General features: G+C 69.1%; 16 protein-coding genes and 1 pseudogene. 9 read left to right on the forward strand and 8 right to left on the reverse strand.

Features of this window, described 5'->3' with window-relative positions:
* Nucleotides 1-132: 132 nt before the first annotated feature.
* The 3 genes from E2493_RS13035 to E2493_RS13045 all read left to right on the forward strand — a co-directional run bounded on the left by E2493_RS13035 (nt 133) and on the right by E2493_RS13045 (nt 4,880).
* Nucleotides 133-1,179, forward strand: coding sequence for a LacI family DNA-binding transcriptional regulator (locus E2493_RS13035; RefSeq protein WP_225421452.1), 1,047 nt, complete (start codon nt 133-135; stop codon nt 1,177-1,179).
* A 172-nt stretch (nt 1,180-1,351) separates the two neighbouring features.
* Entirely contained in the window at nt 1,352-2,791 is a 1,440-nt protein-coding gene (locus E2493_RS13040) for a glucoamylase family protein (RefSeq protein WP_135087465.1), read from the forward strand.
* A gap of 157 nt (nt 2,792-2,948) precedes the next feature.
* The gene (locus E2493_RS13045; protein ID WP_135087467.1) at nt 2,949-4,880 is read left to right on the forward strand and encodes a hypothetical protein; all 1,932 of its coding nucleotides are present in this window, start codon (nt 2,949-2,951) and stop codon (nt 4,878-4,880) included.
* A gap of 24 nt (nt 4,881-4,904) precedes the next feature.
* On the opposite strand, the gene E2493_RS13050 is transcribed toward E2493_RS13045, so the two are convergent.
* Complete coding sequence (locus E2493_RS13050; protein ID WP_225421453.1) at nt 4,905-5,369, reverse strand: DUF1579 domain-containing protein; 465 nt, start codon at nt 5,367-5,369, stop codon at nt 4,905-4,907.
* A gap of 314 nt (nt 5,370-5,683) precedes the next feature.
* On the opposite strand from E2493_RS13050, the gene E2493_RS13055 reads away from it, so the two are divergent.
* From E2493_RS13055 to E2493_RS13070, 4 genes are read left to right on the forward strand one after another with little or no spacing between them, the layout of a single operon-like run.
* On the forward strand, nt 5,684-6,091 hold the full coding sequence (locus E2493_RS13055; protein ID WP_135087469.1) for a GntR family transcriptional regulator: 408 nt from the start codon (nt 5,684-5,686) through the stop codon (nt 6,089-6,091).
* A complete protein-coding gene (locus tag E2493_RS13060) occupies nt 6,088-7,038 on the forward strand; it encodes an ABC transporter ATP-binding protein (protein WP_225421454.1) in 951 nt (316 codons plus the stop codon). The genes E2493_RS13055 and E2493_RS13060 overlap by 4 nt, the downstream gene beginning before the upstream one ends.
* Before the next feature lie 21 nt (nt 7,039-7,059).
* On the forward strand, nt 7,060-8,847 hold the full coding sequence (locus E2493_RS13065) for a hypothetical protein (protein ID WP_135087471.1): 1,788 nt from the start codon (nt 7,060-7,062) through the stop codon (nt 8,845-8,847).
* 46 nt (nt 8,848-8,893) lie between these two features.
* Nucleotides 8,894-10,948, forward strand: coding sequence for a S9 family peptidase (locus E2493_RS13070; protein WP_135087473.1), 2,055 nt, complete (start codon nt 8,894-8,896; stop codon nt 10,946-10,948).
* Between the two features lie 146 nt (nt 10,949-11,094).
* Here E2493_RS13070 and E2493_RS13075 read toward each other — a convergent pair whose 3' ends face one another.
* The 4 genes from E2493_RS13075 to E2493_RS13090 all read right to left on the reverse strand — a co-directional run bounded on the left by E2493_RS13075 (nt 11,095) and on the right by E2493_RS13090 (nt 18,372).
* Nucleotides 11,095-12,918, reverse strand: a complete 1,824-nt coding sequence (locus E2493_RS13075) for a discoidin domain-containing protein (RefSeq protein WP_135087475.1) — start codon at nt 12,916-12,918, stop codon at nt 11,095-11,097.
* Nucleotides 12,919-12,922: 4 nt separating this feature from the next.
* Nucleotides 12,923-13,597 (reverse strand): DUF6445 family protein, encoded by a 675-nt coding sequence (locus E2493_RS13080; RefSeq protein WP_135087477.1) that lies wholly within the window; start codon nt 13,595-13,597, stop codon nt 12,923-12,925.
* A 76-nt stretch (nt 13,598-13,673) separates the two neighbouring features.
* Complete coding sequence (locus E2493_RS13085; protein ID WP_225421455.1) at nt 13,674-16,616, reverse strand: TonB-dependent receptor; 2,943 nt, start codon at nt 16,614-16,616, stop codon at nt 13,674-13,676.
* Between the two features lie 169 nt (nt 16,617-16,785).
* The gene (locus tag E2493_RS13090) at nt 16,786-18,372 is read right to left on the reverse strand and encodes a tryptophan halogenase family protein (RefSeq protein ID WP_135087479.1); all 1,587 of its coding nucleotides are present in this window, start codon (nt 18,370-18,372) and stop codon (nt 16,786-16,788) included.
* Nucleotides 18,373-18,550: 178 nt separating this feature from the next.
* On the opposite strand from E2493_RS13090, the gene E2493_RS13095 reads away from it, so the two are divergent.
* Nucleotides 18,551-19,489, forward strand: a complete 939-nt coding sequence (locus E2493_RS13095) for a methyltransferase (RefSeq protein ID WP_135087481.1) — start codon at nt 18,551-18,553, stop codon at nt 19,487-19,489.
* A gap of 59 nt (nt 19,490-19,548) precedes the next feature.
* Nucleotides 19,549-20,130 (forward strand): YbhB/YbcL family Raf kinase inhibitor-like protein, encoded by a 582-nt coding sequence (locus tag E2493_RS13100; protein ID WP_225421456.1) that lies wholly within the window; start codon nt 19,549-19,551, stop codon nt 20,128-20,130.
* Nucleotides 20,131-20,142: 12 nt separating this feature from the next.
* Here E2493_RS13100 and E2493_RS13105 read toward each other — a convergent pair whose 3' ends face one another.
* The 3 genes and pseudogenes from E2493_RS13105 to E2493_RS21845 form a co-directional block, all read right to left on the reverse strand.
* The gene (locus E2493_RS13105) at nt 20,143-23,016 is read right to left on the reverse strand and encodes a tandem-95 repeat protein (protein WP_263854089.1); all 2,874 of its coding nucleotides are present in this window, start codon (nt 23,014-23,016) and stop codon (nt 20,143-20,145) included.
* Between the two features lie 33 nt (nt 23,017-23,049).
* A pseudogene (locus E2493_RS22250) lies at nt 23,050-23,193 on the reverse strand (putative Ig domain-containing protein); the annotation flags it as partial.
* On the reverse strand, nt 23,190-25,239 hold a 2,050-nt coding region (locus tag E2493_RS21845), incomplete at its 5' end, for a putative Ig domain-containing protein (RefSeq protein ID WP_135087485.1). The pseudogene E2493_RS22250 and the gene E2493_RS21845, both read right to left, overlap by 4 nt.

Genomic DNA, 25,239 nt, shown 5'->3' on the forward strand with positions numbered 1-25,239 from the left:
GCCTCACCGTCCACTGCGCGCTGGCGCGCGCCGGGTCGATGAACTTTCCCGACGACGAAGCGACGTAACCGGTTACATAGCCTTCGGCCGAGGAGCATTGCAATCACCCGGTGGGTCTGAAATGCAGGAAACATGCAAGGGGCAGGAAGCAGGGGCAAAATGGGCGAGCCGACGATCCGGGATGTCGCACGGCGCGCCAGCGTGTCGGTCGCCTCGGTCTCGCGCGCGCTGAACGGGTTGGAGAATGTTCGCTCCGAGACCCGCGACCGAATCATGGCCGCCGTTACCGAGCTCGGCTACGTGCCCAACGCCGCGGCCCGCAGCCTCAGCCTGTCGCGCGCCCATGCCATCGGCGTGGTTCTTCCCGATCTGCACGGCGAGTTCTTTTCCGAATGCGTGCGCGGCATGGATCGCGAGGCGAGCCGCCGCGGCTATCTGCTTTTGCTCTCCAACATGCACGACGACAGCGAGCAATCCGCGATGGCACTGCGGGCGATGCGCGGGCGAGTCGACGGTCTGCTGGTCATGGCGCCGCATATAGCTCCGGCATCGCTCGAGCGGGCGCTTCCCCAGGCGTTGCCGGCGGTGCTCATCAACGCCCCGGGAGAAGTCACGTCGCGCCCCGGGCTCCGGATCGACAATCGCGCCGGCGTCGACGCGATGGTCCGGCACCTGCTCGACAGCGGCTATCGAAACATCGTCCACGTCGCCGGCCCAGACGGCAATGTCGATGCACAGGAGCGGGCCGGCGCCTTCCGCGACGCGATGCAGCGCCTCGCCCCCGATCTGCCGGCCCGGATCATGGCCGGCGATTTCACCGAGGAGGGTGGCGCCGCCGCGGCGCAGGAGATCCTCGAGGGGGACGCGCCGATCGACGCCGTGTTCGCCGCCAACGACATGATGGCCATCGGCTGCCTCCACGCCCTTCGTGCCGGCGGCAAGCGCGTTCCCGAGGACATCGGCGTCACCGGCTTCGACGACGTTCCCCTCGCCCGCTATCTCGATCTCACCACGATGCGCGTGCGCATCGCGGACATCGGCGCGCGCGCGGTCGCACGCCTGGTCGACATGCTCGACGGCCAGGGCCCCGGGGACGGCACCGAGCTCCAGGCGCCGGAGCTGATGGCACGATCGACGACGATGCCGCGAGCCGCGTCTTCCGCGGTGCCGCGGGCATGAGCGCGCGGTCGATCTCCACCGCCGGCCGCGCCGTCTCATGCGCCGCGGACCGCTCGGCGCGCAAAGGGACTGGCTTTCTTCGTGTCGTCGATGTAACCGTTTTCACATCTCCCCCTGAGGGGCGGCGCGCCCGACGCGTCGCCCCTCCCTTTTAGGGCCTCTAGGAGTCCGCATGATCGAACGACGGCAATTGCTCTGCGGCGCATCCCTGCTCGCCGCGGCAGCCCTCCTGCCTGGCTGCGCCACCTCGCTACGGCCCGGCGGTGATACGGCACCCGGCGGCAGCCTTCCGCCTTTTTACGTCGATATCGAGGAGCGGACGTTCCGCTTCTTCTGGGAGACGGTGAACCGCAGCAACGGCCTCGTTCCCGATCGCTGGCCCACCCCATCCTTCTGCAGCATCGCCGCGGTCGGCTTCGGCCTCACCTGCTATCCGATCGGCGTCGAGCGCGGCTGGTGCACGCGCGAGGATGCGCGCGACCTGACGCTCACCACGCTGCGCTTCTTCCACGATGCGCCGCAAGGTCCGGAGGCGCGCGGCCGGGCCGGCCACAAGGGCTTCTTCTATCACTTCCTCGACATGGAAACCGGCCTGCGCTTCCGCAACGTCGAGCTCTCCAGCGTCGACACGACGATCCTCCTGATGGGCATTCTGTTCGCCGGACGATATTTCGATCGCGACGAGCCGCGCGAGGCCGAGATCCGCCGCCTCGCGGACGCCATCTATGCGCGCGCCGACTGGAACTTCTTCCGCGCCGACGGACGCAAGGCCGTGTCCATGGGCTGGCACCCGGAGACCGGCCTGATCGCGCGCAACTGGGATGGCTATAACGAGGGCATGTTCGTCTACGTCCTCGGCCTGGGCGCACCCGAGCACCCGCTCCCGGCCGACAGCTGGGATGTCTGGACCGCGCCCTATGACGCTTTCTGGCGTGGCCAGGGCCCAACCCGCCACCTCGCGTTCGCGCCTATGTTCGGCCATCAGTACAGCCACGTCTGGATCGACTTCCGCGGCATCCAGGATGCGCCGATGCGCGCCGCCGGCATCGATTATTTTGAGAACAGCCGCCGCGCCGCTTACGCCAACCGCGCCTATTGCGCGGCCAATCCGATGCGCTGGGAGGGTTATTCGAGCGACATCTGGGGGCTCACGGCCTGCGACGGCCCGGGCGGCTTCCGCCTGCCGTTCAAGGGAGAGACGCGCGAATTCTACGGCTATGCGGCGCGCGGGCCGCTCGGCCAGCCGGACGAGCGCGACGACGGCACCCTCGCGCCGACGGCGGCGCTCGGCTGCCTCCCCTTCGCCCCGGAGATCGTCCTGCCCTGCGCCGAGGCCATGCTCCGCGAGCACGGCGATCGGCTCTACGGCAAGTACGGCTTCCTCGACTCGTTCAACCCGAGCTTCCGCTACACGGACGTGAAGGTGGACAAGGGGTCGGTGGATCCGGCCCGCGGCTGGGTGGACGACGATTATCTCGGCATCGACCAGGGACCGATTCTCGCCATGGCGGCCAACCATCGCAGCGATTTCGTCTGGAGCCGCATGCGCGAGGCCGAACCGATCCGCCTCGGACTCACCCGCGCCGGCTTCCGAGGCGGCTGGCTCGGTTGACGCGGGGAGCGCCGTTCGGGTGATCGTCTGAACCGCGCCGATGACGAGCGCCTACGCGTCGGACGCGGCGGTCGAGGTGGTGCCCAGAACGCTGTCAACAAAGCGCTTTCCTGAGATGCGCCGCCGTTGCATCCTCCCGGCCAGGGGGGAGAGAGCGATGGCGACCTTCGGCTTTGCGGAACAGGGGCCGGTCGAACGCGAGGGGCCAGGCGCATGGTGGGAAAGACCCCTGCCCCCGCTGCTCGGCCGCTGGCTGACCGCCTACACCGTTCTCTGGCTGCTGCTGTTGGTCCTTGCTGTCGCGGTGCCGGTCGCGTCGACCTGGATCAAAGGCATGCAGCCCTCCTTGGAAGGATGGGAGCCGCTGGGCCTGTCGGTGAACGCGCGGCAGGCCCCGCATCCCGTCACGCTCGTCTGGGGCGACGAGGCCCGCGCCGCCGGGATTCGCCCCGGCGACATGGTTGTTGCGATCGAGGGCTGGCAGGTCCGGCGCGGCGCCAGCGTGGAGACGCGCAATCGATTGGAGAAGCCGGAAGGAACAGAGATCGAGCTCACCGTGCGCGGGGCGTCCGGAGCCGAGCGCAAGCATCGCCTCCTCCGTCGAAGCGCAAACATCCAGGCCCTCCTCGACCGCGCCGGATCGCTCGGGACCATTTTGCGTGCCATGCTGCTCGTCGCCAGCCTCGGCCCGTCGCTGTGCATGATTCTCGCCGCTGCCTTGCTCTTTCCTCGGCGCCGAGAGGCAATGGCCGCGTTGCTCTCCTCGCTGCTCCTGTTGATGAGCGCCTCGGTCTGGAACGCGGCGGTGACTTGGGAATGGTTGCGGCTGCAGGCGGTGGGGTCGGTGCTCTCGGTGATCAGCTGGACCGGCTTCTCGCTCGCACTGCTTCTGTTCCCGAGCGGGCGGTTCGAACCTCTCCGGACCCGATGGCTCGCGCTGCTCGTGCTGCTGCTGGGAGCCGTCCAGCTCGTGCTCGAACTGGGGAGAAGCTCGACGACGGGTCCGCTGATCGCTCTCTGCTGGCTCGCGTCCGCAGCGCTCGTCATCTCCGGGCTGAGATCGCGTTATCGTCGCACTCCGGCGGGGCTCGAGCGCCAGCAGCTGCGCTGGACCTTCTTGGGGTTCGTGGCGGGGCCGGCGATGTTGATCGTCCTTTTCCTGGTGACGCTGGTCGAAAAGGTGTTTCTGGCGCATCGACCGGTCGCCAGCCTCGCCGCAGCGATCCTCGTCGAGCTTCTGATTGGCATCATGGCCGCGCTTTCGGTTGCGGGGCTCATCGTCTCGACCCTTCGTTTTCGCCTCTACGACGCCGATCTGGCGATCAGCCGTTCGGCAGCCGTGGCGATGCTGACGCTTCTGCTCGCGGCGGTGTTCGCCGCCACCGCGAAGGGCGCGGAGGTATTGGTCGACAGCTATTTCGGGGAGCGCGCCGGCGCGCTGCCGGCCGTCGCCGCCGCAGGGCTGGTGGTCATGCTCATCCACCCGTTGAACGCACGCCTTCAGACCTGGGCGGAGCGCCGCTTCCGCCAGCGGCTTCTGTCGCTGCGCCGCGATCTGCCGGCGTGTGTCGACGATCTGCGGGAGACCTGCACCTTGGCGGAGCTGCTCGACGAGATCACCGCGCGCGCCGCGAAGGGCGCCAATGCCGGCTCCGCCGCAATCTTGCTGGGGGGCGACGTCGCCGCCGTTCATGGCACCGATCCGGATACGGTCGCCACCTGGCGCAGCAGCGCGAGCCTCGACCCTGCGGCAGGCTGCGAATTGATATTTGACGATCGCGTCTTTCCGCTGCGCGTGCCGCTTCGCGTTCGCCACAGTGAGGACGGCGCGCTCGGGTGGCTGCTCGTGGGGCTGCGGCCGGACGGCACCCTCCCGGACGCCGACGAGCGCGAGGCACTGTCCGACGCTGCCGATGCGATCGCACGCGCCATTCGGATCGTCGAGCGGCGCGAGCAGTGGGGCCGCGCGAACCGGGCAGCGATCGCCGCCATCACAGCACGGCTCGATGCTCTCGAAGCACGCGTGGGCACCGCCTCCCGGCCGAGACGCCGTCAGACAGCTACCAAGGCCCTCCCCGCCGGTGGCTGATCCAAATGCGCCGCAATCGGCCGCTCAGCGCGGCAAAACTGCTCCGGCGGCGGGCCAGTCGGTTGATCCGACTCTCTTCAACCGCATCTCGAACACCTTTACCGGCGGCCGGTCGCCCGCGACATATTCGCCGATCTCGTGCCACTCGCCACCGGCAATCGTGGCGGTGTAGCGCACTCTGGCGTCCGGCCCTGCCGGTATCTCCCAGGCGAAACCGGTGGCGGAGACCGAAATCGGAAAGGTGCCCGACGAGCCCATCGCATTGGCCTGCATCGCATAGGCCCTGGTGGCGGGATCGTAGGAGATGACGCCGAGCGCGTTGAACGCGGTGGTTCCATCCGCGGCATAGCCGCGCCCCTCGACCAGCTTCACCGTACCGCCGAGCAGCGAGCCGACGCGTTCGGTCTGGGTCAGATCGATGCGTTTCGGCGGTCCGTCAGGCGAGGGCTGCAGGCTCCACGCCGGTCCGCGCCAGGCTCCGTCCAGCATGCCAGCGGCTTCATCGCCTCGGCCTGGGCGGCGGCGCGCGCCGCCGGATCCTGGAAGGCCTGCGCGCCGGCAGCGCCGGACACGGTCAGGAGCAAGGCGGGCACGATCGATCGCAGGCGCATGGCTGGTCCTCCCCGCGAGCGAGACTAGCCCCCCGCCGCTGCAACAGGAAGCGATATCGTCGCCGAGCCCGCTACGCCGCTCGACCGTGCGAGCCCCGCCAATGCTGGGCGGGCCGCCGTGAAGGTCTGAAGACGTGCTGGACTCGCTGTGCCAACTGTACTATGTGTCGTAGTACAGAAGGAACACAGACGATGCGGGTTCAACCTCTTCTCATCCAGATCGCCACAGGCGACAGCCGCTCGATCAGCAAGCAGATCGTCGATTCGATCCGCATGAAGATCGCCACCGGCGAGCTCATGCCCGGCCGGCAGATCCCCTCGGTGCGTGGCCTCGCCCAACAGCTGCGGATCAATCCGAACACGGTCGCCAAGGCCTATTCGGAACTCACCGGCGAAGGCTGGCTGGAGTCGCGGCAGGGCCTGGGCCTCTTCGTCGCCGTGCCGCGCCAGCGCCTCAGCGACGAGGAGCGGGAACGGCGGCTGGAGGAGGCGATGAGCCGCTTCATCAACGACGTCATCGCCCTGGGCTATGCTTTGCCCGAGGCCAGCGACCGGCTCGAAGCCGAGATCGAGGCGCTGATGCCGAGGAAGCGCGCGTGATCCGCCTCCTCCCCAGCGCACCCGAGGCCCCGGTGTCCGCACCGTCCGGCGCCGAGTTCGTCGTCGAGACCATCGGCCTCACCAAGAGCTATGGCGGCAAGACCGTTCTCGACCGGCTGGATCTCCGCCTTCCGCGCGGCGGCATCCACGCCATCGTCGGCGCCAACGGCGCGGGCAAATCGACCCTGTTCCGCATTCTGCTCGGCTTCCTCGGCGCGAGCGGCGGCACCGCGCGGCTGCTCGGCCGCGACAGCCGCTGCCTGACCGCCGATGATCGGCGGCGTGTCGGCTTCGTCAACGAGGAGCACAGCCTCCCCGACTGGATGAAGGTCGGGACGGTCACCGCGATGCAGCGCAGGCTCTATCCGGCGTGGAACCAGCCGGTCTTCGAGACGGTGATCGGCAGCTACAACGTTGATCCCGGCCAGAAGGTCGGCCAATTGTCGCGCGGCGAGCGCGCCGGGTTCAACCTCGCTCTCGCGCTCGCCCAGGGTCCCGAGCTGCTGATCCTCGACGAGCCCACCCTCGGCCTCGATGTCGTCGCCAAGCGCGCTTTCATGGAATCGCTGATGTACAGCCAGGCCACCGAAGCCTGCACGATCGTTTATTGCTCGCACCAGATGGAGGAGATCGAGCGGCTCGCCGACAATCTGATCATCCTCGAGCGCGGCCGGCTCCGCAACATGTCTCCGCCCGAGGATTTCTGCGCCCGCGTCCGCCACTTCGTCGCCGACGTGCCCTTCAAGGGCCCCGATCCGGCGAGCGTTCCCGGGCTCCTCCAGGTCCAGAGGATCGACGGCCTCCATCATTATCTCGTCCTCGATCAGGGGGACGGCTTCGCCGATTTCCTCCGCGCCGCGGGGGCGCGCAACATCATCGATCAGCCGGTGGGGCTCGACGAGGCGGTCAACGCCATCCTCGGGCAGCACCACGCCGCGCCGCGCTGAGCCTTCAGAAGGTCCATCCTCATGCTCGATCTCCTCAAGGCGGAATGGCTGCGCTTCCGTGCCCTCGCCGCGACCGTCGCCCTGCTCCATCTCGGCGTGATCGCTTTCTACGGCCGGATGGTGGACCTGCTCCAGCAGCCGCCGATGATCGTCCAGGCCGTCGCGGCCGCCTACGCGCTGGCGGGCCTGCTCCTCGGCCTCTACCAGATGGGAAGCTACCGGCGGCCGAACCGTTGGCTGAACCTGCTCCACCGCCCGCTGCCGCCGGCGCGGATCGCGCTCGCTCTGGCCGGCGCGGGCGCCCTGCTCCTCACCGTCGCGCTGGTCCTTCCGATGCTGATCATGCTCGCCGGCCAGGAATGGATGAGCGCGCGCGTCGTCGACGTCCGCCACTGGCTGTTGCCGCTCGCCGCGCTGCTCAGCGCCATGGCCGGCTATCTGGCCGGCGCCTACGCGATGGTCGGCGTGCGCCGCTATGCCCCGCTCGTTCTGATCCTCCCCGCCATGCTCCCATTCTCGAACGCGGTCGGGATCGGCGCGATCGCGATCCAGGTGCTGGTCGTCGCATGGCTGCTCTATCTGCTGGTCACCGCGTTCCGGCCGGATCCAGGCCGCATTCCGGAGCGGCCTCTCCCCCTCATCCTCACCGCCCTTCCGGTCCAGCTCGCGCTTTACCTCGTCCTGCTCACCGCCGGCGACATCCTCTTTCAGCTCGGATGGATCATGTCGGGCACGCACCCGCTGAACAGCGTTCCGCCGCGCGGGGGGCTGGTCGAGGCTAGCCGCGCCGAAGGCCCGGATCTCGTCGTCGCGGGACTTGCCGCCAGCCGCTCTCCCGAAGCGCCGCTCTGGCGGGAGCAGGTGAGCATATCCGATGCCTTCCGGATCCAGCCCGGCTTCGATCAGCTCCCTGTGCGCGGCGAGCTCACCAACAGCGTGCCGATCGAGTTCGAGGATGAAGAGCATCAGGTGCACTGGACCTTCAGCCACGACAGCATGCGCTTCGAGGGTCGGGGCACGATCGACGGAGCGCCGCGCGGGAGCCTCGGCCTCGGCGAGAGCGGTGCACGCTTCCAGCGGCCGCCGGTCAGCCTCGGCGAAGGCGTGATGGTCGATGCCGGTCGCCTGGTCCGCTTCGATCCCGAGATCGGCCGCATCGTCCGGCGCCTCGCCCTTCCGGCGGGAGAGACGATCGCGGCGGCGCCGGTGCCGGTCGGCGATGCCGTGGCGATCCTCAGCGACAAGGCGCTCTACCTCTACGACGCCCAGGTGCTGGAGGAAGGAGACGCCGCCTTCCCTGCGCGCTGGCGGGCGCCCCTCCCCGGTCCGATCGGCGATCTCGAACGCGCCGACATCGTGGAGCTGCTCGACGCGCACCTCGTCTCCTTCGCTTATGGCCGCGGCAATCCGGACGGCGCCGCCGCTCCGTTCCAGACGATCCTGCGCGTCGACTCGCAGGGACGCGCGATTGCAGTCGGCGCACGCCCGTTGAAATCGGATTTTCCCCTGCTCTCCCGCTTTCGCGATCGATGGCTCTCGCCCGCGATGAACATGGTTCGTCATGCGATGCTGAACCTCTTCGCGCCGCGGACGCCGCTTACCGCGGCAGCCTCGGCGCCGACGCCGCCGTCGATCTGGGCTCTTGCCCTCGCCCTCTGCCTCGGCTCGCTCACCGCCGCCTGGTGGTGGACCCGCCGGGTGGCGCTCCCGGGCCGCGAGCGGGTGGGCTGGACGCTTGCCGCCGGAGCGATCGGCCTGCCCGCGCTGATCAGCCTCTGGCTCTTCCATCCGCGACGACAGGCGGAATGATCGCGGCGCCTTCAGCGCTCCTGCCTCATTTTTTCCAGGATCCACCATGCAGACCCTTCGAACGGGGCTGGTGCCCCTCCTTTGCCTGACGTTCCTCTTCGCTAGCTCCGGCGCCGGCGCGGCCCCGGCGGCGCTCGCCCCGCAGCTCGCGGCGGAGCGTGCACGGGCCGCTGCACCGGTGCTGCCGCGCGACGCATTCCTCGCGCCGTCGAGCCTCGCCGACTTCCGCTTGTCGCCCAAAGGGAAGGCCGTTGCCTATCTGCGCGTCCCGCCCAGAGGCCAGGCGGGAGGGAACGGCCTGTGGCTGCTGGAGGCCGGCGGCGGCGCTGCCCGCCGGCTGCTGCGCAGCACGGACGCAGCGACGCTATACTGGTCGGCGGACGGAGAATGGCTCTTCCTCGAATCCGGGCGCGGCCTCTCCGCCCTCCCACTGCGGAGCGCGCGTGGATCCGGCATGATGACGCTGCTTGGCCGCGAAAGCGGGCGCGACGTGCTCGGCGCCGATCCGATCGTTCCCGCCGCCATGCTGGTCCGGGAGCGCGTCTTCCGACCCGGATCGTCGCGCATCGCCTCCTGGCGGCTGCTCCGCTTCGTGCCGGGCCGGCGGCCCGAGCTCCTGCTGCACGCCGGCCGGGAGATCGCCGACGTGGCGCTGGGCCGCGATGGCCGCCCCGCTTTCGTGCGGATCGTCGAACCCGATCATTTCTCCATCCGCCGCGTCGGCGGCGGCGCGCCGGCGCGAGAAGTGCTGCGCTGCGAGCGGCTCGCGACGTGCGGTCTGCTCTCGAGCCCGGCGGCCGGCGAGTCGCTCCTCGCCGGCGACGTCGGCGCCGGACGTAAGCGCCTGGCCTTGCTCGATCGCCAGGGCCGCGTGCGCGAGGTGAACGGCGATGCCGAGGCCGATCTCGACGAGGCGGTGCTCGATCCCGCCACCGGTCGCGCCCTCTTCGCCGCCTACCGCAGCACCACGGCCTCGCTTGTTGCGCTCTCCGGCGACGCAGCGCATCACCTCCAGGCGCTCCGCGCACGGTTCGGAGCGCGCGATCTTCACCTGACCGTGGGGCGCGGCCCGGGCGCGCGCTGGCTCGTCGCCGAGACGGGGGACCGGCTCCAGCACCCGCGCTGGCACCTCTACGATCCTGCGACCGGCGCGACACGGGAGATTCTCGCCGAGGAACAGCTCAAGGCACGGCAGGTGCCCGAAGCGGCCGCCGCTCGCCGGATCCCGTTCGATTACCGGGCGTCGGACGGCCTCACGCTCCACGGTTTCATTTCCATCCCGCCCGGACGAGACCTGCGCCGCGTTCCCCTCGTGGTCGCGGTGCACGGCGGCCCCTGGGCGAAGCTGCCGCCCGGCTTCGTTCGGATGACCCAGGTCCTCGCCAACCGCGGCTATGCCGTCTTCGAGCCCGCCTTCCGCGGCTCGATGGGCTTCGGCCGCGCCTACACCGCCGCCGGCGGCAGCGATTTCGGCAACGGCCGCGTGCAGCAGGACATCGTCGAAGGCACCCGCTTCCTCCTGGCGCAGGGGGTGGGGGATCCCCGGCGGGTGGCGATCACCGGAGTCTCGTTCGGCGGCTATGCCACTTTGCTCGGCCTCACCTTCCAGCCGGACCTGTTCAAAATCGGCGTCGCCGCGATGCCGCCTCCCGATTTCGGCTGGAACATCGCCTGGCAGATCGGCAGGCCGCCGCGCGGCGCCGCGAACGGCATTCCGCTCGCCGTCACCCTTCCGTTTCTCGGCCTCGATCCCGCCGACCGCGCCGCCATCGCGCGGCTCCGCGCCCAGTCTCCCGTCGCTAACGCGCGACGGCTTTCCCGCCCGTTGCTCATCGTCGCAGGCGGTGCGGACGAGACCGTGCCGGTGCGCAGTGTGCTCGATTATGCCGCGCGGCTGAAGCGGCTCGGCAAGCCCGTCCGCCTCTACGTCGATCCCCGCTCCGGCCATCGTCTGGACCGTCCCGACGCCCAGGAGACCTTCCTCTATCTGATGGAACAGAGCTTCGGTCGGGCGTTCGGGATCGAGGTGACGGCGCCGAGTGCAACCACCCGGCGCGCGCTCGCTGCGAACCTGCGGATCTCTGGCCACCCTCCCCGTTGAGAAGAGGTGGCGCGCGAAGCGCGTAAGAGGGTATCAGCGCTCGATGCGATCGCGGCCAATCCGCGTCTGGCACGCACGCTGATACCCCTCCACCAGCCTTCGGTGGTCCCCCTCCCCTTGCAGGGGAGGATGGAGATGCCGCCGGCTTAGCGGATCCGCACCGGTGCGCTGCGCCTCGAGACGCCGCTCTCGTTGAACGCCTCGACGGCGACCCAATAAGGCTCGCCGACGTTGAGCGCGCGCAGCTCGAGCTCGGCTCCCTGCTCCGCCCAGCGCTGATAGCTGAGCGTCAGTCGGTCGGGGCGGACGCCCCACAGGACGTTGTAGCCGACGGCGCCCTTCACCGGCTTCCACCGGATCGTCGCATCGCGCTCGTCGCCGTGCCGACGGGCCTCGGTGACGCTCGACCGCGCCGGCGCCTTGCCGCCGGCCGAGCCGAACACGCGGATGTCGGCGATCGCCAGATTGGCCGCGCCGACATGGCCGTGGACGTAGCGCACGTAGCGCGCCTTCACCGGCGCCGGCAGCTCGAAATAGGCGTTCGGCCGGTCGCGACGCGGTGCCTCGGTGCGGGCGAGCGGCGCCCAGGTTCGTCCGTCGGACGAGGACTGGAGCTCGAACTCGGTATAGACCTCCGGACCGTCCGCGTAGATGCCGGACTTGTAGTCGGCATAATTGACCTGGACGGCGCGGAGCGTCTTCTCCGCCCGCAGGTCCAGCGTCAGCGTCTCGCCCGGCCTGTTGGCGCCCGCCACCCAGAAGGTGCGCGGATTCTCGTCGGTGGCGTTGGCCGCCGCGAACTCGCCCGTGGTCGAGGAGGCGGTTGCCGTCTTGCGATAGGAGAGGAGCATCCAGCCGGTGAACAGGCTCTCCGGATCCTCGACCTTCGTCGTCGGCGCATAATGAGGGAAATCGCCGAAGCGGGTCGAGGCGCTGAACTGCCCGTCCTTCTCGAACTTCGCCGGATACATCACGATCCTGCGCTCCATGCCCCAATTGTAGCCGACCCAGGAGGTGCCGCTGTTCCACCAGTTTCCGTGGACGTCCTGGAAGGTCGAGCCGTGGCCGACACCCTGGGCGAAGCCGCCGGGGCGGTAGGCCACCGGGTTCCAGCCGGCGTATTCGAACGGGCCGAGCGGCGAGTCCGAGACATAGGTGCCGTTGGCGTAAGCGTTGAACTCGGATCCGGGCGCCCCGTACTGAAGGTAGTAACGCCCGTTCACCTTCGTCATCCAGGCGCCCTCCATGTAGGAGGGGCTTGGCCGGCCGGGCCCCCAGCAGGCGCAATGATCCTGGCCGAACCGTTCCCAGCCGTGCTTTGACGGGTCCATGTTCAGCATCGGCTTCGGCGTGCCCTGGTAGATCAACCTGCCGTCCTGGAAGGCGATCTTGCTGCCGTAGAGCGGGAAGACGTTGGACGATCCCCAATACATGTACCACTGACCGTCATCGTCCTTGAACAGGGCCGGGTCCCACGGTCCGGGCGGGATCTCGCCCTCCTTCATCTCCTCTGGGCCCTTGTTCACGGAGCCGGGCAGCGGCGGCATGCGGCGGACCAGGAAATCGAGCTTCCCGGTCTCCGGCGAAGTCGTGGAGAGGATCGCTTCCGGCTCCATCATCGAGGGCTGGAGCACGATCTTCTCGCCGTCGGACCAGGCGGCCGGCGCGACGATGCTGTCGAACGGCCAGCGGCTCGGCGTGATGAACTGCCAGTCGACCAGGTCGGTCGAGCGCCAATAGCCGTCCGCCAGCGTCTGGAACATGTAATAGGCCCCCTTGTGCTGGACGATCGCCGGATCGGCGCCGGTGCGGTAAGAGGCGTTGTCATTGATCTGCTCGAAATTGTACCGGTAATCGATGTCGATCGGGTTGATGTAGGTCTTCTTCCCGGGCGCCTGGGCGATCGCGGAAGAGCCCGCCAGGACGGCGGCGGCGGCGGCGGTGGCGGCGAGGAACGCGAGTTTCGGCATCTTGTCAGTGTCCACGGATGAAGATGTTGGCGGTGAGACGGCCGCGTCGCGGATCGTCGCTGAGCGGCATGTCCGGCGGAATGATGCCGGAATGAAGAAGGCAGCTGGGATAGATGATCAGCCGGTCGGGAAGCGCCTCGACCAGGCCGATCTGCTCGAACGGGGCGTTGGAACCCTGGATATAGCCAGACAGGCCGACGCTCTCGCGCCGCGCCGCGGCGACGAACTCTGCGACGTTCGTCTCGCTCACCCGCTCGATCCCGGTCGAGCGCTGGCGGAAGAAGGCGGTGCCGGTGCCCGGCGTGTCGCTGAGATAGTGGAGCACGGCGAGTTGCTTCGGATCGGTCGTGTCGAAATGCGGCGCCCGCTGGAGCGGGTTCAAGCTGCTGGGCGGCGCCGTGACGATCGAGAAGCTCGCCTCGATCAGGTCGAAGCCGTCCATGTCGAAGCCGCCGCCGACGAACGGCGCGGCCGCCTCGAGCGTGCGGACGACATAGTCATGGGCCGGCGCGTCCTCCTCGGCGATCACCCGCCGGAGCCCGGGATAATAGTTCGACGCGGGCGGGTAGGGCTTGAGCGCGTCGGCCAGGGCACGCGTCTGCGCCAGCGAACCGCCGAAGCCGTCGATGATGACGACCGGCGTGTTGGAGGTGCCGACGTGAATGCGCCGGGGCGTCATGCGCTGCTCCTCATGCGACAAGGGGAAGGGAAGCCGGAGCCCCCTTCCCCCTCTCTTCAGCCGACGATCCGGGGGATCAGAAGCTGTACTTCAGGCCCGCCTGGAAGCTGCGCGCGCGGCCGACGGTGCCGTCGTTGTCGTTCTTCAGCGGCGGGTTGATGCCGTTGCCCGAGCCCCAGGTCGTGTAGTTCCGGTTCACCCAGTCGAACACGTTGTAGACCTGGAAGTCGACGGTCGCCTCATGGCCCCACGGCGTCTTGAACGACTTGGCGAGACGCAGGTCGAGCGACTTGTAGGCGAAGGTCTTCTCCGGGAAGTAGACGCCCGAGCCGTTGAACACGCCGCCATCCGGATAGAAGATGACGCTGCCGAACGACGGACCCGAGGTGAGCGTCAGCGTGCCCGAGAGCGTGAAGTCGAGCGGCAGGCCGACGATGCCGGTGCCGACGAAGCGGTACTTCTCGACGCCCTGCGAGTAGTTCCAGCCGAACTGGTTCTGGTCCGGACCGGCGAAGAACTCGTCGGCGTAGAGCTCGGTGCCGACGTTGGTCCGCGGCCGCTGCCAGGTGAAGGTCGAGGTGACGCCCCAGCCCGACTGACGGGTGTACGGCTTGTCGGCCTGGACGAAGACGCCCCAATAGCGGGACTCGCCCTCGTTCGCGCCGATGTTCAGCTTGCCGTCGAAGCCGGGCAGGTCGCCGGCGGTCGGGAAGTTGTCCTGGATGATGAACTCACCGGTGGCCGACGTGGTCGGATAGCTGCCGTCGGGGTTCCGGTTGCCACGGACATATTGGAAGATGTTGTGGCTGCGGATGTGGCTCAGCGTCAGCGACGTGTTCCACTGGCCGAAGCGCTTGCGGACGCCGACGTTGAACTGATCGGAATACGGCAGCTTGGTGTCGTTGTTGAGCAGCCACACGTCGCCGCGCAGGCCCTGGGCGATCGCGGCCGCGCGGAGCGCCTCGACGTCCTTCGGGATCGGCTGCCCGGGCGCCGCCTGCACCGTCGAGACCGACTGGTACAGCGCCTTGATCGTCTCGATGCCCGCGGTGAGGAACAGCGGACGGTCGTAATAGCGGCCGGCGCCGGCGAACAGGATCAGGTCCCGATCCCCGTAGACGTCGTACGCGACGCCGAGACGCGGCTGGAACGCCTTCCAGTACGGCTTCCGGTTCTTGCCCGTCGAGATGTAGTCGTCGGGATTGATCCCGGCCGCCTGCCAGCCCGGATAGGCGCGCAGCGCGTTGACGATGTTGGCCGGGGTGACGAAATTCTCGTTCTTGGCGTTGGTCTCATAGTCCCAACGGATGCCGGCGTTCACAGTCCAGTGATCGTTCGGCGTCCAGTCGTCCTGGATGAACAGGCCGAACTGGGTGTTCTTCGCCGTCGCAGCCTCGACCGAGATCGTCGAGATCGCCGCCTCATAGGGAGTGGAGGTCTCGAAGCCGGTATATTGATCGGCCCTGAAGAAATAGGTCGCGTTGCTGCGGAAGTCCTCGAGCCGCGAGTATTTGTTGAACGTCACGCGGCCGCCGGCCTTGATGATGTGATCGCCGCGATCGAACGTCGCGTTGTTCTTGATCGTCCAGGTCTCCTGGCGATCGTTCTGGACGAACGGATGGGCACCGAGCTCGGCACTCCGCGCATTGATGTCGTTGCGCGGTCCGCAGATCGCGCCGGCGGCCGCTTCCGCCGCCGTCGGCTCGACGCAGGTCAGCACGATCTCCGGTCCGTCGCTGATCCGCGGCGTGCCGTTGGAGAAGGTGTTGTAGGCGAGGGTCAGCTCGTTGAGCCAATTGTCGCCGCGGTGATCCCACTCGAGCTGGTAGAGCTCGCCGTTGCTGGTGATGTCGTGCCCGTGGGTCGAGACGGCGATGCCGCCGAAGTCGCGCAGGTTCTGCTCCTTGCGGATGAACGCGCTGGCGTCGATCGTGTCGTCAGGCGTCGCGAACAGGCTCAGCTTGCCGAAATACAGGTCCTGGTTGAAGCTCACCGGGAAGCTGCCGTTGAACTCGTTCGAGATCGAGGCTGCAACACCGCGGCCCAGGTTGACGCTGGTCGACGGGTCTTTCTGGCGGGTGCCCTCATAGGCGACGAAGAAGTGGAGCTTCTCCGGGATGATCGGCCCGCCGAGATCGCCGCCGAACTGCCAGCGCTTGTAATCCGGCTTCAGCTTGCTGCCGTCGAGGTTGTTGGCGTTGCCCGGACGATCGAAGAACGGACGGCCGATGAACGACTTCGGCTGGAACTGGCCGAAGACGTCGCCGTGGAACTCGGTGCCGCCGGTCTTGGTGACGGCGGTGATGATCGCCGAACCGGCCTGCTCGTACTCGGCCTTGAAGTTCTGGGTGTCGACCTTGAACTCCTGCACCGCCAGCTGCGGGAAGGGGTTACCCTGCGAGAAGTTCTGGCCGGCGACGCCGCCGTGGTTGACCGGGTTCTTGAGGCTGAGGCCGTCGATGAACACGTTCACCTGGTCGCCGCTGACCGCGCCGGCCTGGACGCGCTTGTCGCCGCCCGACGGCGAGACGCTGACGCCCGGGGCGAGCGCCGCGAAGTTCAGGAAGTTGCGGTCGTTCTGCGGCAGATTCTCGATCTGCGCCTGCGAGACGTTGGTGGTGACGGTGGCGGTGCGGACCTCGGTGCGGTCGCGGCGGCCCTGGACGATGATCTCGCCGCCGGTGTCCGGCGACACCTCGGCGGCCGGCGCCGCATCGATCGTCACGATCTGGCCGACCGGAACGGTGACGTCCTCGGCGAGGCCGCTGCCCTCGACGCGATAGGTGCTCGGACGAAGACCGACGACGACGAAGGTTCCGTCCTCGTTGACGGTGGCGGTGACGCTGCGTCCGGTCACCGTGTCGGTGACGGTGACGGTCTCGCCCGGCTGGCCGTGCTCGCCGCGGATTGTGCCGGCGGTTTGCGCCATCGCCGGCGTGGCCGCAACGAGCGCGACGGCGACGGCCGCGGCCGAGATGCCGAATGCGAAAGGCGAGCGTTTGGCGTGGACTTGATTCACTTCTTTCCTCCCCGCGACCCCGTAACCGGTTACACTCCGGAACGAGCGTCGTTATGACTGGTCTCGCGCACACGAAAAGCGCGTTCGTTTCGTCCTGTCAATCAGCCGACTCAGCGGAATGAAACCGTTTACGCGGCCCTGTGGCCGGAGAGTCACGCTCCGGCGCGTCTCAGCGGCGCGCCGCCTCGAAGCCGAGGTCGATCTTCGGCGGCCCACCCGCAGACGCACCGCGGCCGGCACCGCTCGCCGGCAGTCGCGAGAGGAAGGCGGCATGCTCCGGCATTCGTCCGGCGACGTCGGACATCACCGCCGCCATGTCGTCGAGATAGTGGACCAGATCCTCCGTCCCGACGAAGCGCGTCACCGGGTCGGCGCGCGCTTCGAAGCCCTGGCCGATCAGGACCTGCACCCAGCTCTCCTCGGCGAACAGCTCGGCTGCGCCGTGCTTGAAGAATCGGCCCGACGAGCGGAACAGCTCGAGCCGCTCGGCCAGGCTGTCGGGCACGTCCATCGTCCTGACATGGTCCCAGAAGGGATCGCCGCTGCGGCGGGTCACCTTGTAATGGGCGATGACGAAGTCGCGCACGTCTTCATATTCGTCGCGCGACTGGCGGTTGTACTCGTCGATGTCGGGGGCGCAGAGGCCACGTGCCGGGAACAAGGCGAGCAGGCGCTGGATCGCCGTCTGGATCAGGTGGATGCTGGTCGATTCCAGCGGCTCGAGAAAGCCGGACGAGAGCCCGACGGCGACGACGTTCTTCTCCCACGCCTTGAGCCTGCGCCCCGGCGCGAACCGCACCGGCCGCGGGTCGGCGGTCGGGGTCCCGTCGAGGCTGGCGAGCAGCGCGTCGGCGACTTCGTCGTCGCCGATCATGCCGGAATTGTAGACGTAGCCGTTGCCGATCCGGTGCTGCAGCGGGATTCGCCACTGCCAGCCGGCCCGCTTGGCGGTCGAGCGCGTATAAGGAGTCAGCGGCGCCACGCTTTCGCACGGCACCGCCATGGCGCGGTCACACAGCAGCCAGCGATCCCAATGGTCGTAGCCGACGCCGAGCGCCTCGCCGATCAGCAGCGCCCGCATGCCCGAGCAGTCGACGAACAGCTCGCCGTCGACCTCGCGGCCGTCCTCCAGTCGCAGCTGCTCGACGAAGCCGGTCTCCGAATTGCGGCGGACCTCGACGATCCGGCCTTCGATCCTCTCCACGCCCCGCGCCTCGCTCTCCTCCCGCAGCAGCCGCGCGAACAGGGAGGCGTCGAACTGATAGGCGTATTCATAGTCGGCGAGCGGCGAGGTGCGATCGCGCGGGTCGGGGAACATGAACCTGTTGCGAAGCGCCGCCTGGGCGCTGATCGAATATCGATCGAAGTCTTTCACCGAGCCCGGCGCGCGTTCGCGCGCGGCCAGCCACAATTGGTGGGTGTGGAGCCACAGCATGTCGCGCCCGATCCTGCCGAAGCCGTGGAAATAGGTCTCTCCCGGCGCCCCCCAGTCGACGAACTGGATGCCGAGCTTGAAGGTCGCCTTCGCGGCGTCGATCATCTTCGCCACGTCGATATCGGCGAGCGCGAAATAGTTGCGGATGTGCGGGATCGTCGCCTCGCCGACGCCGATCGTGCCGATCGCATCGGACTCGATCAGCTTGATCTCGACCTGGCTGAGCCAGCGGGACAGAACGGCCGCGGTCATCCAGCCTGCGGTGCCGCCCCCCACAATCGTGATCTTGCGCAGCGGCTCGCCGGGTCCGGTGTCGTTCATTCGTCAGTCTCCTCCCGCGCCCCGCGCCGGTTTCGGAACCGGTTACAGCCTCGCGGCCGCGGATGCCAAGCCGTCTTCCCGCATCCTTCGGTCGCGCCTGGCCTCCGCCTGACGCGACGGAACCCCCCTCCCCGCAGCGCTTTGTCCCCCCTGCCAACCCCTCCAACGAGGAGCCTCCATGTTCGACGGCCCCGTCGCCGATCATCTGCTGCAGATCCTCGCGGCGCTGCGCGACACCAACTATCGCTTCACCGCGGTGACGCCGGCGACCCACGCCCGCATCCTGCGGCGCGACGGCGGACGCGAGGCCCGCGACCTTCGCGACGTTTTCGGATGGAGCAGGCCGTTCCGGCGGGACACTTTGCCCGCGGCAATGCTGGCCATGCTCGAGCGTGCCGGTCGCCTCGAGCGCCTGCCCGGCGAGATGCTCAAGAGCGGCATCCGCGTCTCCTCGCTCGACGACCTGCTGCTCATCCATTCCGCTTACCCGACCGACGATGCGCATTCCGTCTTCTTCGGCCCCGACACCTACCGCTTCGCCCGCTTCATCGCGTCGGAGCTCGAGGACGCGCCGCCGCCCCGCCGCATCGTCGACATAGGCGGCGGCACCGGCGCGGGCGCGCTGGTCGCCGCGCGACGCTTCCCCGAGGCGCGCGTGACCGTCACCGACATCAATCCTGACGCGCTCCGGCTTGCCGCCGTCAACGCCGCCCATGCCGGAGCCGCGATCGAGACGGTCCTCGGCTCGGGGCTGGAGGGGGTGGAAGGAGCGCTGGACCTGATCCTCGCCAACCCGCCCTTCATCATGGACGCGGAGGCGCGGGCCTATCGCCACGGCGGCGGCATGCACGGGGCGGAGCTGTCGCTGCAATGGGCGCTGTCCGCCGCCGAGCGGCTGGCCCCGGGCGGCCGCTTCCTGCTCTACACCGGCGTCGCCATCGTCGACGGCGAGGACGGGCTGCGCGCGGCCCTCGAGGCGCGTCTGCCTGCCCTCGGCTGCACGATCCGCTACGCCGAGCTCGATCCGGACATCTTCGGGGAGGAGCTGGACGAGCCGGCTTATGCCGATGTGGAGAGGATCGCGGCGGTGGGCGCGGTGATCACGAGGCCAAGCTGAGCCCTCCTCCGTCGCCCGCTTCTGCGTTATGATGCCGGCCCTGGCCGGGAGCGTCGGCGATGAGACGGATGGTCCTCGCATTCTGCCTGTTCGCGCTTGCCTGCTCCGATGCGGGCAGCGCCGGTGCGCAGCGCACCGTGCTTGCGGCGCAGCGCGGCGAAACGGCTGCGGCGGCGCAGCTGCAGGTCAGCTCGCCGGCCTTTTCCGCCGGGGCGCTCATCCCGTTGCGCTACAGCGCCTATGGCGACGGGATCTCGCCTCCGCTCGCCTGGTCCGCTCCTCCGGAGGGGACCCGCAGCCTGGTGCTGATCATGGAGGACCCCGATGCGGTGTCGGCGAGGCCGTTCATCCACTGGCTCGCCTGGGGCATCGCTCCGACGCTGCGGCAGCTCCCCGAGGGCGTCGCCGACGCGGCGCCGACGGGACTGCGTGAGGGGCGCAACACGCGCGGGCGCGCCGGCTATTTCGGCCCGCGGCCGCATGGAGCCAGGCCGCACCATTACCATTTCCAGCTCTTCGCCCTCGACACGGCCCCGGCGCTCGCCGCCGGGTCGAACCGTGAGGCGCTGCTCGCGGCGATGAAGGGCCATGTCCTCGCCAAGGGCGATCTCGTCGGTCTGTTCGCACAGCCGCGGCGCTAGATCCCCTTCCCGTCAGGCGAAGAAGTCGAACCTTTGCGTCTCGGTGTGACGGGACAGCGAGTCGCCCTCCCCCCGCCGTCCGCCGAACGACGCGATCGCCTGGACCATCGCCGAGATGCGGCTGTCGGTCCCCGCTTCCGCAATGGCGGCGAGCCCCTCGTCCTCGGCCGGCGCGAGCATCGCCGGGATGTCCTGGCGCCGCTGGGCCGATCCGGCCGCGTCCGCGCTCGCCGGCATCGCGTCGAACAGGGCGAACGGATCGGCCGCCGTCGCCAGACCCGCCGCGCCGCCGAGGCCCTGGTCGTCCAGCCCTGCCCGCAGCGCGGTCAGCAGCCCGTCGTCGCCGCGAAGATCCTTGAACAGTTCGAGCGTGGAGCGCAGGCCGCCCGACGCGCCCGAAGACGCTCCGCTCGGCCGGAAGGCAAGCGCGGCGTCGCCGAGGCTGCGAACGGTGCCGTCGCCCAGGGTGAAGCTGCCGGTGGCGACCAGCATGTTGTCGCCGATCTTGCCGGTCTGCTCCGTCGCCCGCGCCGAGAGGCTGATCGAGGCGATGTTGAGCGCCTGCAGGGTCCTGAGCTCGCCGCCGTCGGTCACGCCGTTGCGGTTCGAGTCGACCCAGACCTTCAGCTCGCCGAAGCGCAGGTCGGCCGCATCGAGCTTGCGGTCGCCGTTCGAGTCGAGTGCGCCGAGCGCATCGAGGTCGCTGCGTGCGCCGGGCTTCTCGGCAAGGAAGCTGAGCTCGTTGGCGCCGGTGATCAGGCCGTCGTTGTTGCGGTCGATCACCAAGAAGCCGTCACCCTTGCCGATCCAGCCGGTGTCATCGCGGCTGCCGTCTCCGTCCATGTCGTAGCGCGCGTCCGATTTGTCGCGCTTGACCATCTCGATGCCGTCGCCGTCGAGATCGAGGATCACCGGCGCGAGCATCCCGACGGTCTTGTCCTTGAAGCGCATCACCGTCGCCGCGTCGATCTGCCCGGACACCGGATCAAGGCTGCCCTTCGCCTTGCGGAGCGTGACGAACAGCTGCCCGCCCTGCGCGACGATCTGGTACTTCTCGTCCTTCTTGGCGAAGGCGCGGGCGCGGACCTCGATGCTGCGCACCGCGGCCGAGCCCGAGAAGAAGGTCAGCGCCGCGTCGGACAGCATGCCGTTGCTGCCGTTTGCCCGCGTGAACTGGCCGGTGTTGATCGCGACTGCGTCTCCCGCCCGCGCCGTGACGTTGGTCGCGGTTCCGGAGAGCGAGATTGCGACGACGCCCGAGGTGGCGAGGGTGGTGATCTCCGTCGCCGCCGCGACGCCGTCGCCATTGCGGTCCTGCCAGAGGCGGAAATCGCCGAACCGCGCATCGACCGAGGAGAGCCTGCCGTCGCCGTTGCTGTCGAACGCGCGCAGGCCCTCGAGATCGGAGCGCGCGTTCTCGGCGTCGCCGACGAAGCTGAACTCGCGGGCATTGCTCACCGTGCCGTTGCCGTCGCGGTCGAGGAACAGGATCGCGTCGCCGCTGCCGATCCAGCTGGTGTCGTCGGCCTTGCCGTCGCCGTCCATGTCGAACCGCGCATTGCTCTCGCTGGCGCTGACCAGCTCGGTGCCGTCTCCGTCGAGATCGAGCACGATCGGGGAGGCGATCGACAGGGTCTCGCCGCCGCGGAACTGCAGCCGCTCGATCCCGACCAGGGTATCGATCCCGTCGTTGCCGTTCGCGACCGGATCGAGATCCCTCAGGTAGAGCTCGCCATTGGCGGTGGTCAGCACGTAGGTCGCCCGGTCGCCGGCGAGCACGGCCGTGTCGAAGCCGTCGCCGCCGTTGAGCTTGTCGTTGCCGGCCATGCCGTAGAGCGTGTCGTCGCCCTGCATGCCCTGCAGGTGATCATTGCCGTCGCCGCCAGCCAGCTTGTCGCTGAGCTTGCCGCCCTTGATGTGATCGTCCCCTGCCCCGCCGAAGATCTCGTTGGGGCTCGACATGTTGCCCTTCAGCTGGTCGGAGCCGCCGCTTCCCTGCAGCCACCCGTCGAAGGGATTGCTGACCTTGATCGTGACCCAGGCGGTGCTGGTCAGCGCGCCGTCGGTGATCGTGTACTGGAAGCGGTCCTCGCCGGTGAAATTGAGGTCGGGGGTGTAGACGACCTCGCCGGTCGACGCGAGGCGCGCCAGCCCGTTTGTGCCGTTGGCGACCGAGAGGATACGCAACGCGTCGCCCTCGACGTCGCTGTCGTTGAGCAGCAGCTCGGCCGCGGCGATGGTGAGGACGTCGCCCCCCTTCACCATGAACAGGCCGTCCGCGCCCGCGGTCGGCGCGTCGTTCACCGGTCTCACCACCAGGTCGAACGCCTGGGTGGCGGTGAACTCGCCGTCGCTCGCCGAGAGGCGGATGGCGAAGCGGCCCGACTGGTTGAGCGGCGGCGTTCCGACCAGCCTCTGTCCCTCGAGGCGGAGCCACGTGGGCAGCGCGCTGCCGTCGGCGAGCGTCGCGCTCAGCGCCAGAGTGTCGCCGTCCGGATCGACGAAGGCGCCCGCCGGGATGGCGAAATTGACCGCGACGTCCTCGTCAATCGTCACCGTGCCGATCGCGCTTCCCACCGTCGGCGCCGAGTTGGTCGGCGTGATCTGCAAAGCGAAAGTGTCGGTGACCGCCAGCGTGCCGTCGCTGGCGACGAGCTCGATGGCATAAGTGGCGGCCAGGCTCCGCGGCGGATTGCCGCTGAACCGGGTGCCGTCGAACTGAAGCCAGGCGGGCAGCGGGTTGCCGCCGGCGAGACGCGCGCTGAGCGTGAGCGGATCGCCGTCGACGTCCACGAACGTGCCCACGGGCACCGGGACGGTGAAGGCGAAGCCGCCCGGCCGGACGAGATCGGCCATCGCGGCCCCGATGGTCGGCGCATCGTTCACCGGATCCAGGATCAACCGGAAGCTCTGCGAGGCGGAGAGCAGCCCGTCGCTGGCGAAGACCTCGAGGACGATCGTGCCGTTGAAGTTCGCCGGCGGGGTGCCGGTGAAGCGGCCGCTTTCGAACTTGAGCCAGGACGGCAGGGCATAACCGTTGCCGAGCCGCGCGCTCAGCGTCAGCGCATCGCCGTCGACGTCGTGAACGCGTCCGCCGGAAGCGCGAAGTCGATCGCGCTGTCCTCGGGCCGCCGCACGTCGGCGAGCAGTCTGCCGAGCCGCGGCGCGTCGTTCACCGCCAGGATGGTGAGGCGGAACGTGTCCGTCGCCGAAACCTGACCGTCGCTCGCCGAGATGGCGAGATCGAGCGTGCCGTTGAAATCCGCCGGCGGCGTGCCGGCCAGGCGGCCGTTGGCGAAGGTGAGCCAGGCGGGGAGCGGCCGTCCGTCGGCCATCAGCGCGCTGAGGGTCAGCGCATCCCCGTCGGCATCGGCGAAGGTGCCGATCGGGACCGCGATGTCGATCGCGCGATCCTCGGCAGCGACCGCGTCGGCGAGCGGCGCGACCACCACCGGCGGATCGTTCACCGGCGTGATCGTCAGCCGGAACAGGTCGCCGACGGTGAGCGCACCGTCGCTGGCGAGCACTTCGATGTCGAGGAAGCCGTTGAAATTGGCCGGCGGCGTTCCGGTGAACCGCGCGCCGTCGAAGCTCAGCCACGCCGGCAGGGCGCGGCCGTCGGCGAGCCGGGCGGAGAGCGTCAGCGCGTCGCCGTCGACATCATGGAAGCTGGCGATCGGGACGAGCACGTCGACCGCGACGTCCTCCGGCCCCTGCGCGTCGGCCAGCGCCGCCTGCAGCGTCGGACGGTCGTTGACCGGGTCGATCGTCAGCCGGAAGACGTCGCTGGCGCTGAGGGCGCCGTCGCTGGCGGTGACCCGAATGTCGAGAGCGCCGTTGAAGTTCGCGGGCGGCGTCCCGGTGAAGCGGGTGCCGTCGAACGACAGCCAGCCGGGCAGCGCGCCGCCGTCCGCCAGCGTCGCCGCCAGGACGAGCGAGTCTCCGTCGACGTCGCTGAAGCTCCCCGCGGGAAGCGGGATGTCGATCGGAAGATCCTCGAGCGCCCGCCGGTCCGGGAGGAGCGCGGCCGTTACCGGCGCGTCGTTGACCGCCGTGATGGTCAGCCGGAACGTGCTCGACGCCGAGAGGCTGCCGTCGCTCGCCGTCACGACCACGTCGAGCGCGCCGTTGAAGTCGGCCGGCGGCGTGCCGGTGAAGCGGGTGCCGTCGAACGCCAGCCACGTCGGGAGGGCGGCACCGCCGGCGAGCGTGGCGGACAGGATGAGCGCATCGCCGTCGACGTCGGTAAAGGTGCCGGCGGGGACGACAAGGTCGATCGCCCGATCCTCTTCGCTGACCGCGTCGGCGAGCGGGACGAGGGTCACCGGCGCATCGTTGACCGGCCGTATCGTGAGACGGAAGACGTCCGCCACGGAGAGCGTGCCGTCGCTGGCGGTGACCTCGATGTCGAGCGCGCCATGGAAGTCCGCCGGCGGCGTGCCGGTGAAGCGGCCGGCGACAAAGACCAGCCAGGCCGGCAGCGATGCCCCTCCGGCGAGCCGCGCGCTGAGCGTCAGCGCATCCCCGTCGACATCGGCGAACGCACCGGCCGGCAGGGCGACGTCGATCGCGACATCCTCGTCGCCGGCGACATCGACCAGCGCCGCGACCAGCGTCGGCCGGTCGTTGACCGGGTCGATGGTCAGGCGGAAGACGTCGCTGACGCTGAGCGCGCCGTCGCTGGCGACGACACGAAGGTCGAGCACGCCGTGGAAGTCGACCGGAGGCGTGCCGGTGAACCGCGCGCCGTCGAAGCTCAGCCATGCCGGCAGAGCCGCGCCGTTGGCGAGGGTGGCGGAGAGGGTCAGGCCATCGCCGTCCACGTCGGCGAAGGTGCCGGCCGGCAGCGCGATGTCGATCGGCTGGTCTTCCGCGGAGACGATGTCGGCGAGCGGCGCGAGCAGCACCGGCGGGTCGTTCTCGGCGCTGATCGTCAGACGGAAGATGTCCGACACGCTCGCCAGACCGTCGCTGGCGATGACCTCGATATCGAAGGCGCCGTTGAAGTTCGCCGGCGGCGTGCCGGTGAAGCGGCCGGCGACAAACACCAGCCAGGCCGGCAGCGCCGATCCGTCGCCGAGCCGCGCGGTGAGCGTCAGCGCGTCGCCG

Origin of the sequence: Sphingomonas parva (ex Maeng et al. 2020) (genome assembly GCF_004564275.1) — a bacterium.
Taxonomy (GTDB): Bacteria; Pseudomonadota; Alphaproteobacteria; order Sphingomonadales; family Sphingomonadaceae; genus Allosphingosinicella; species Allosphingosinicella parva.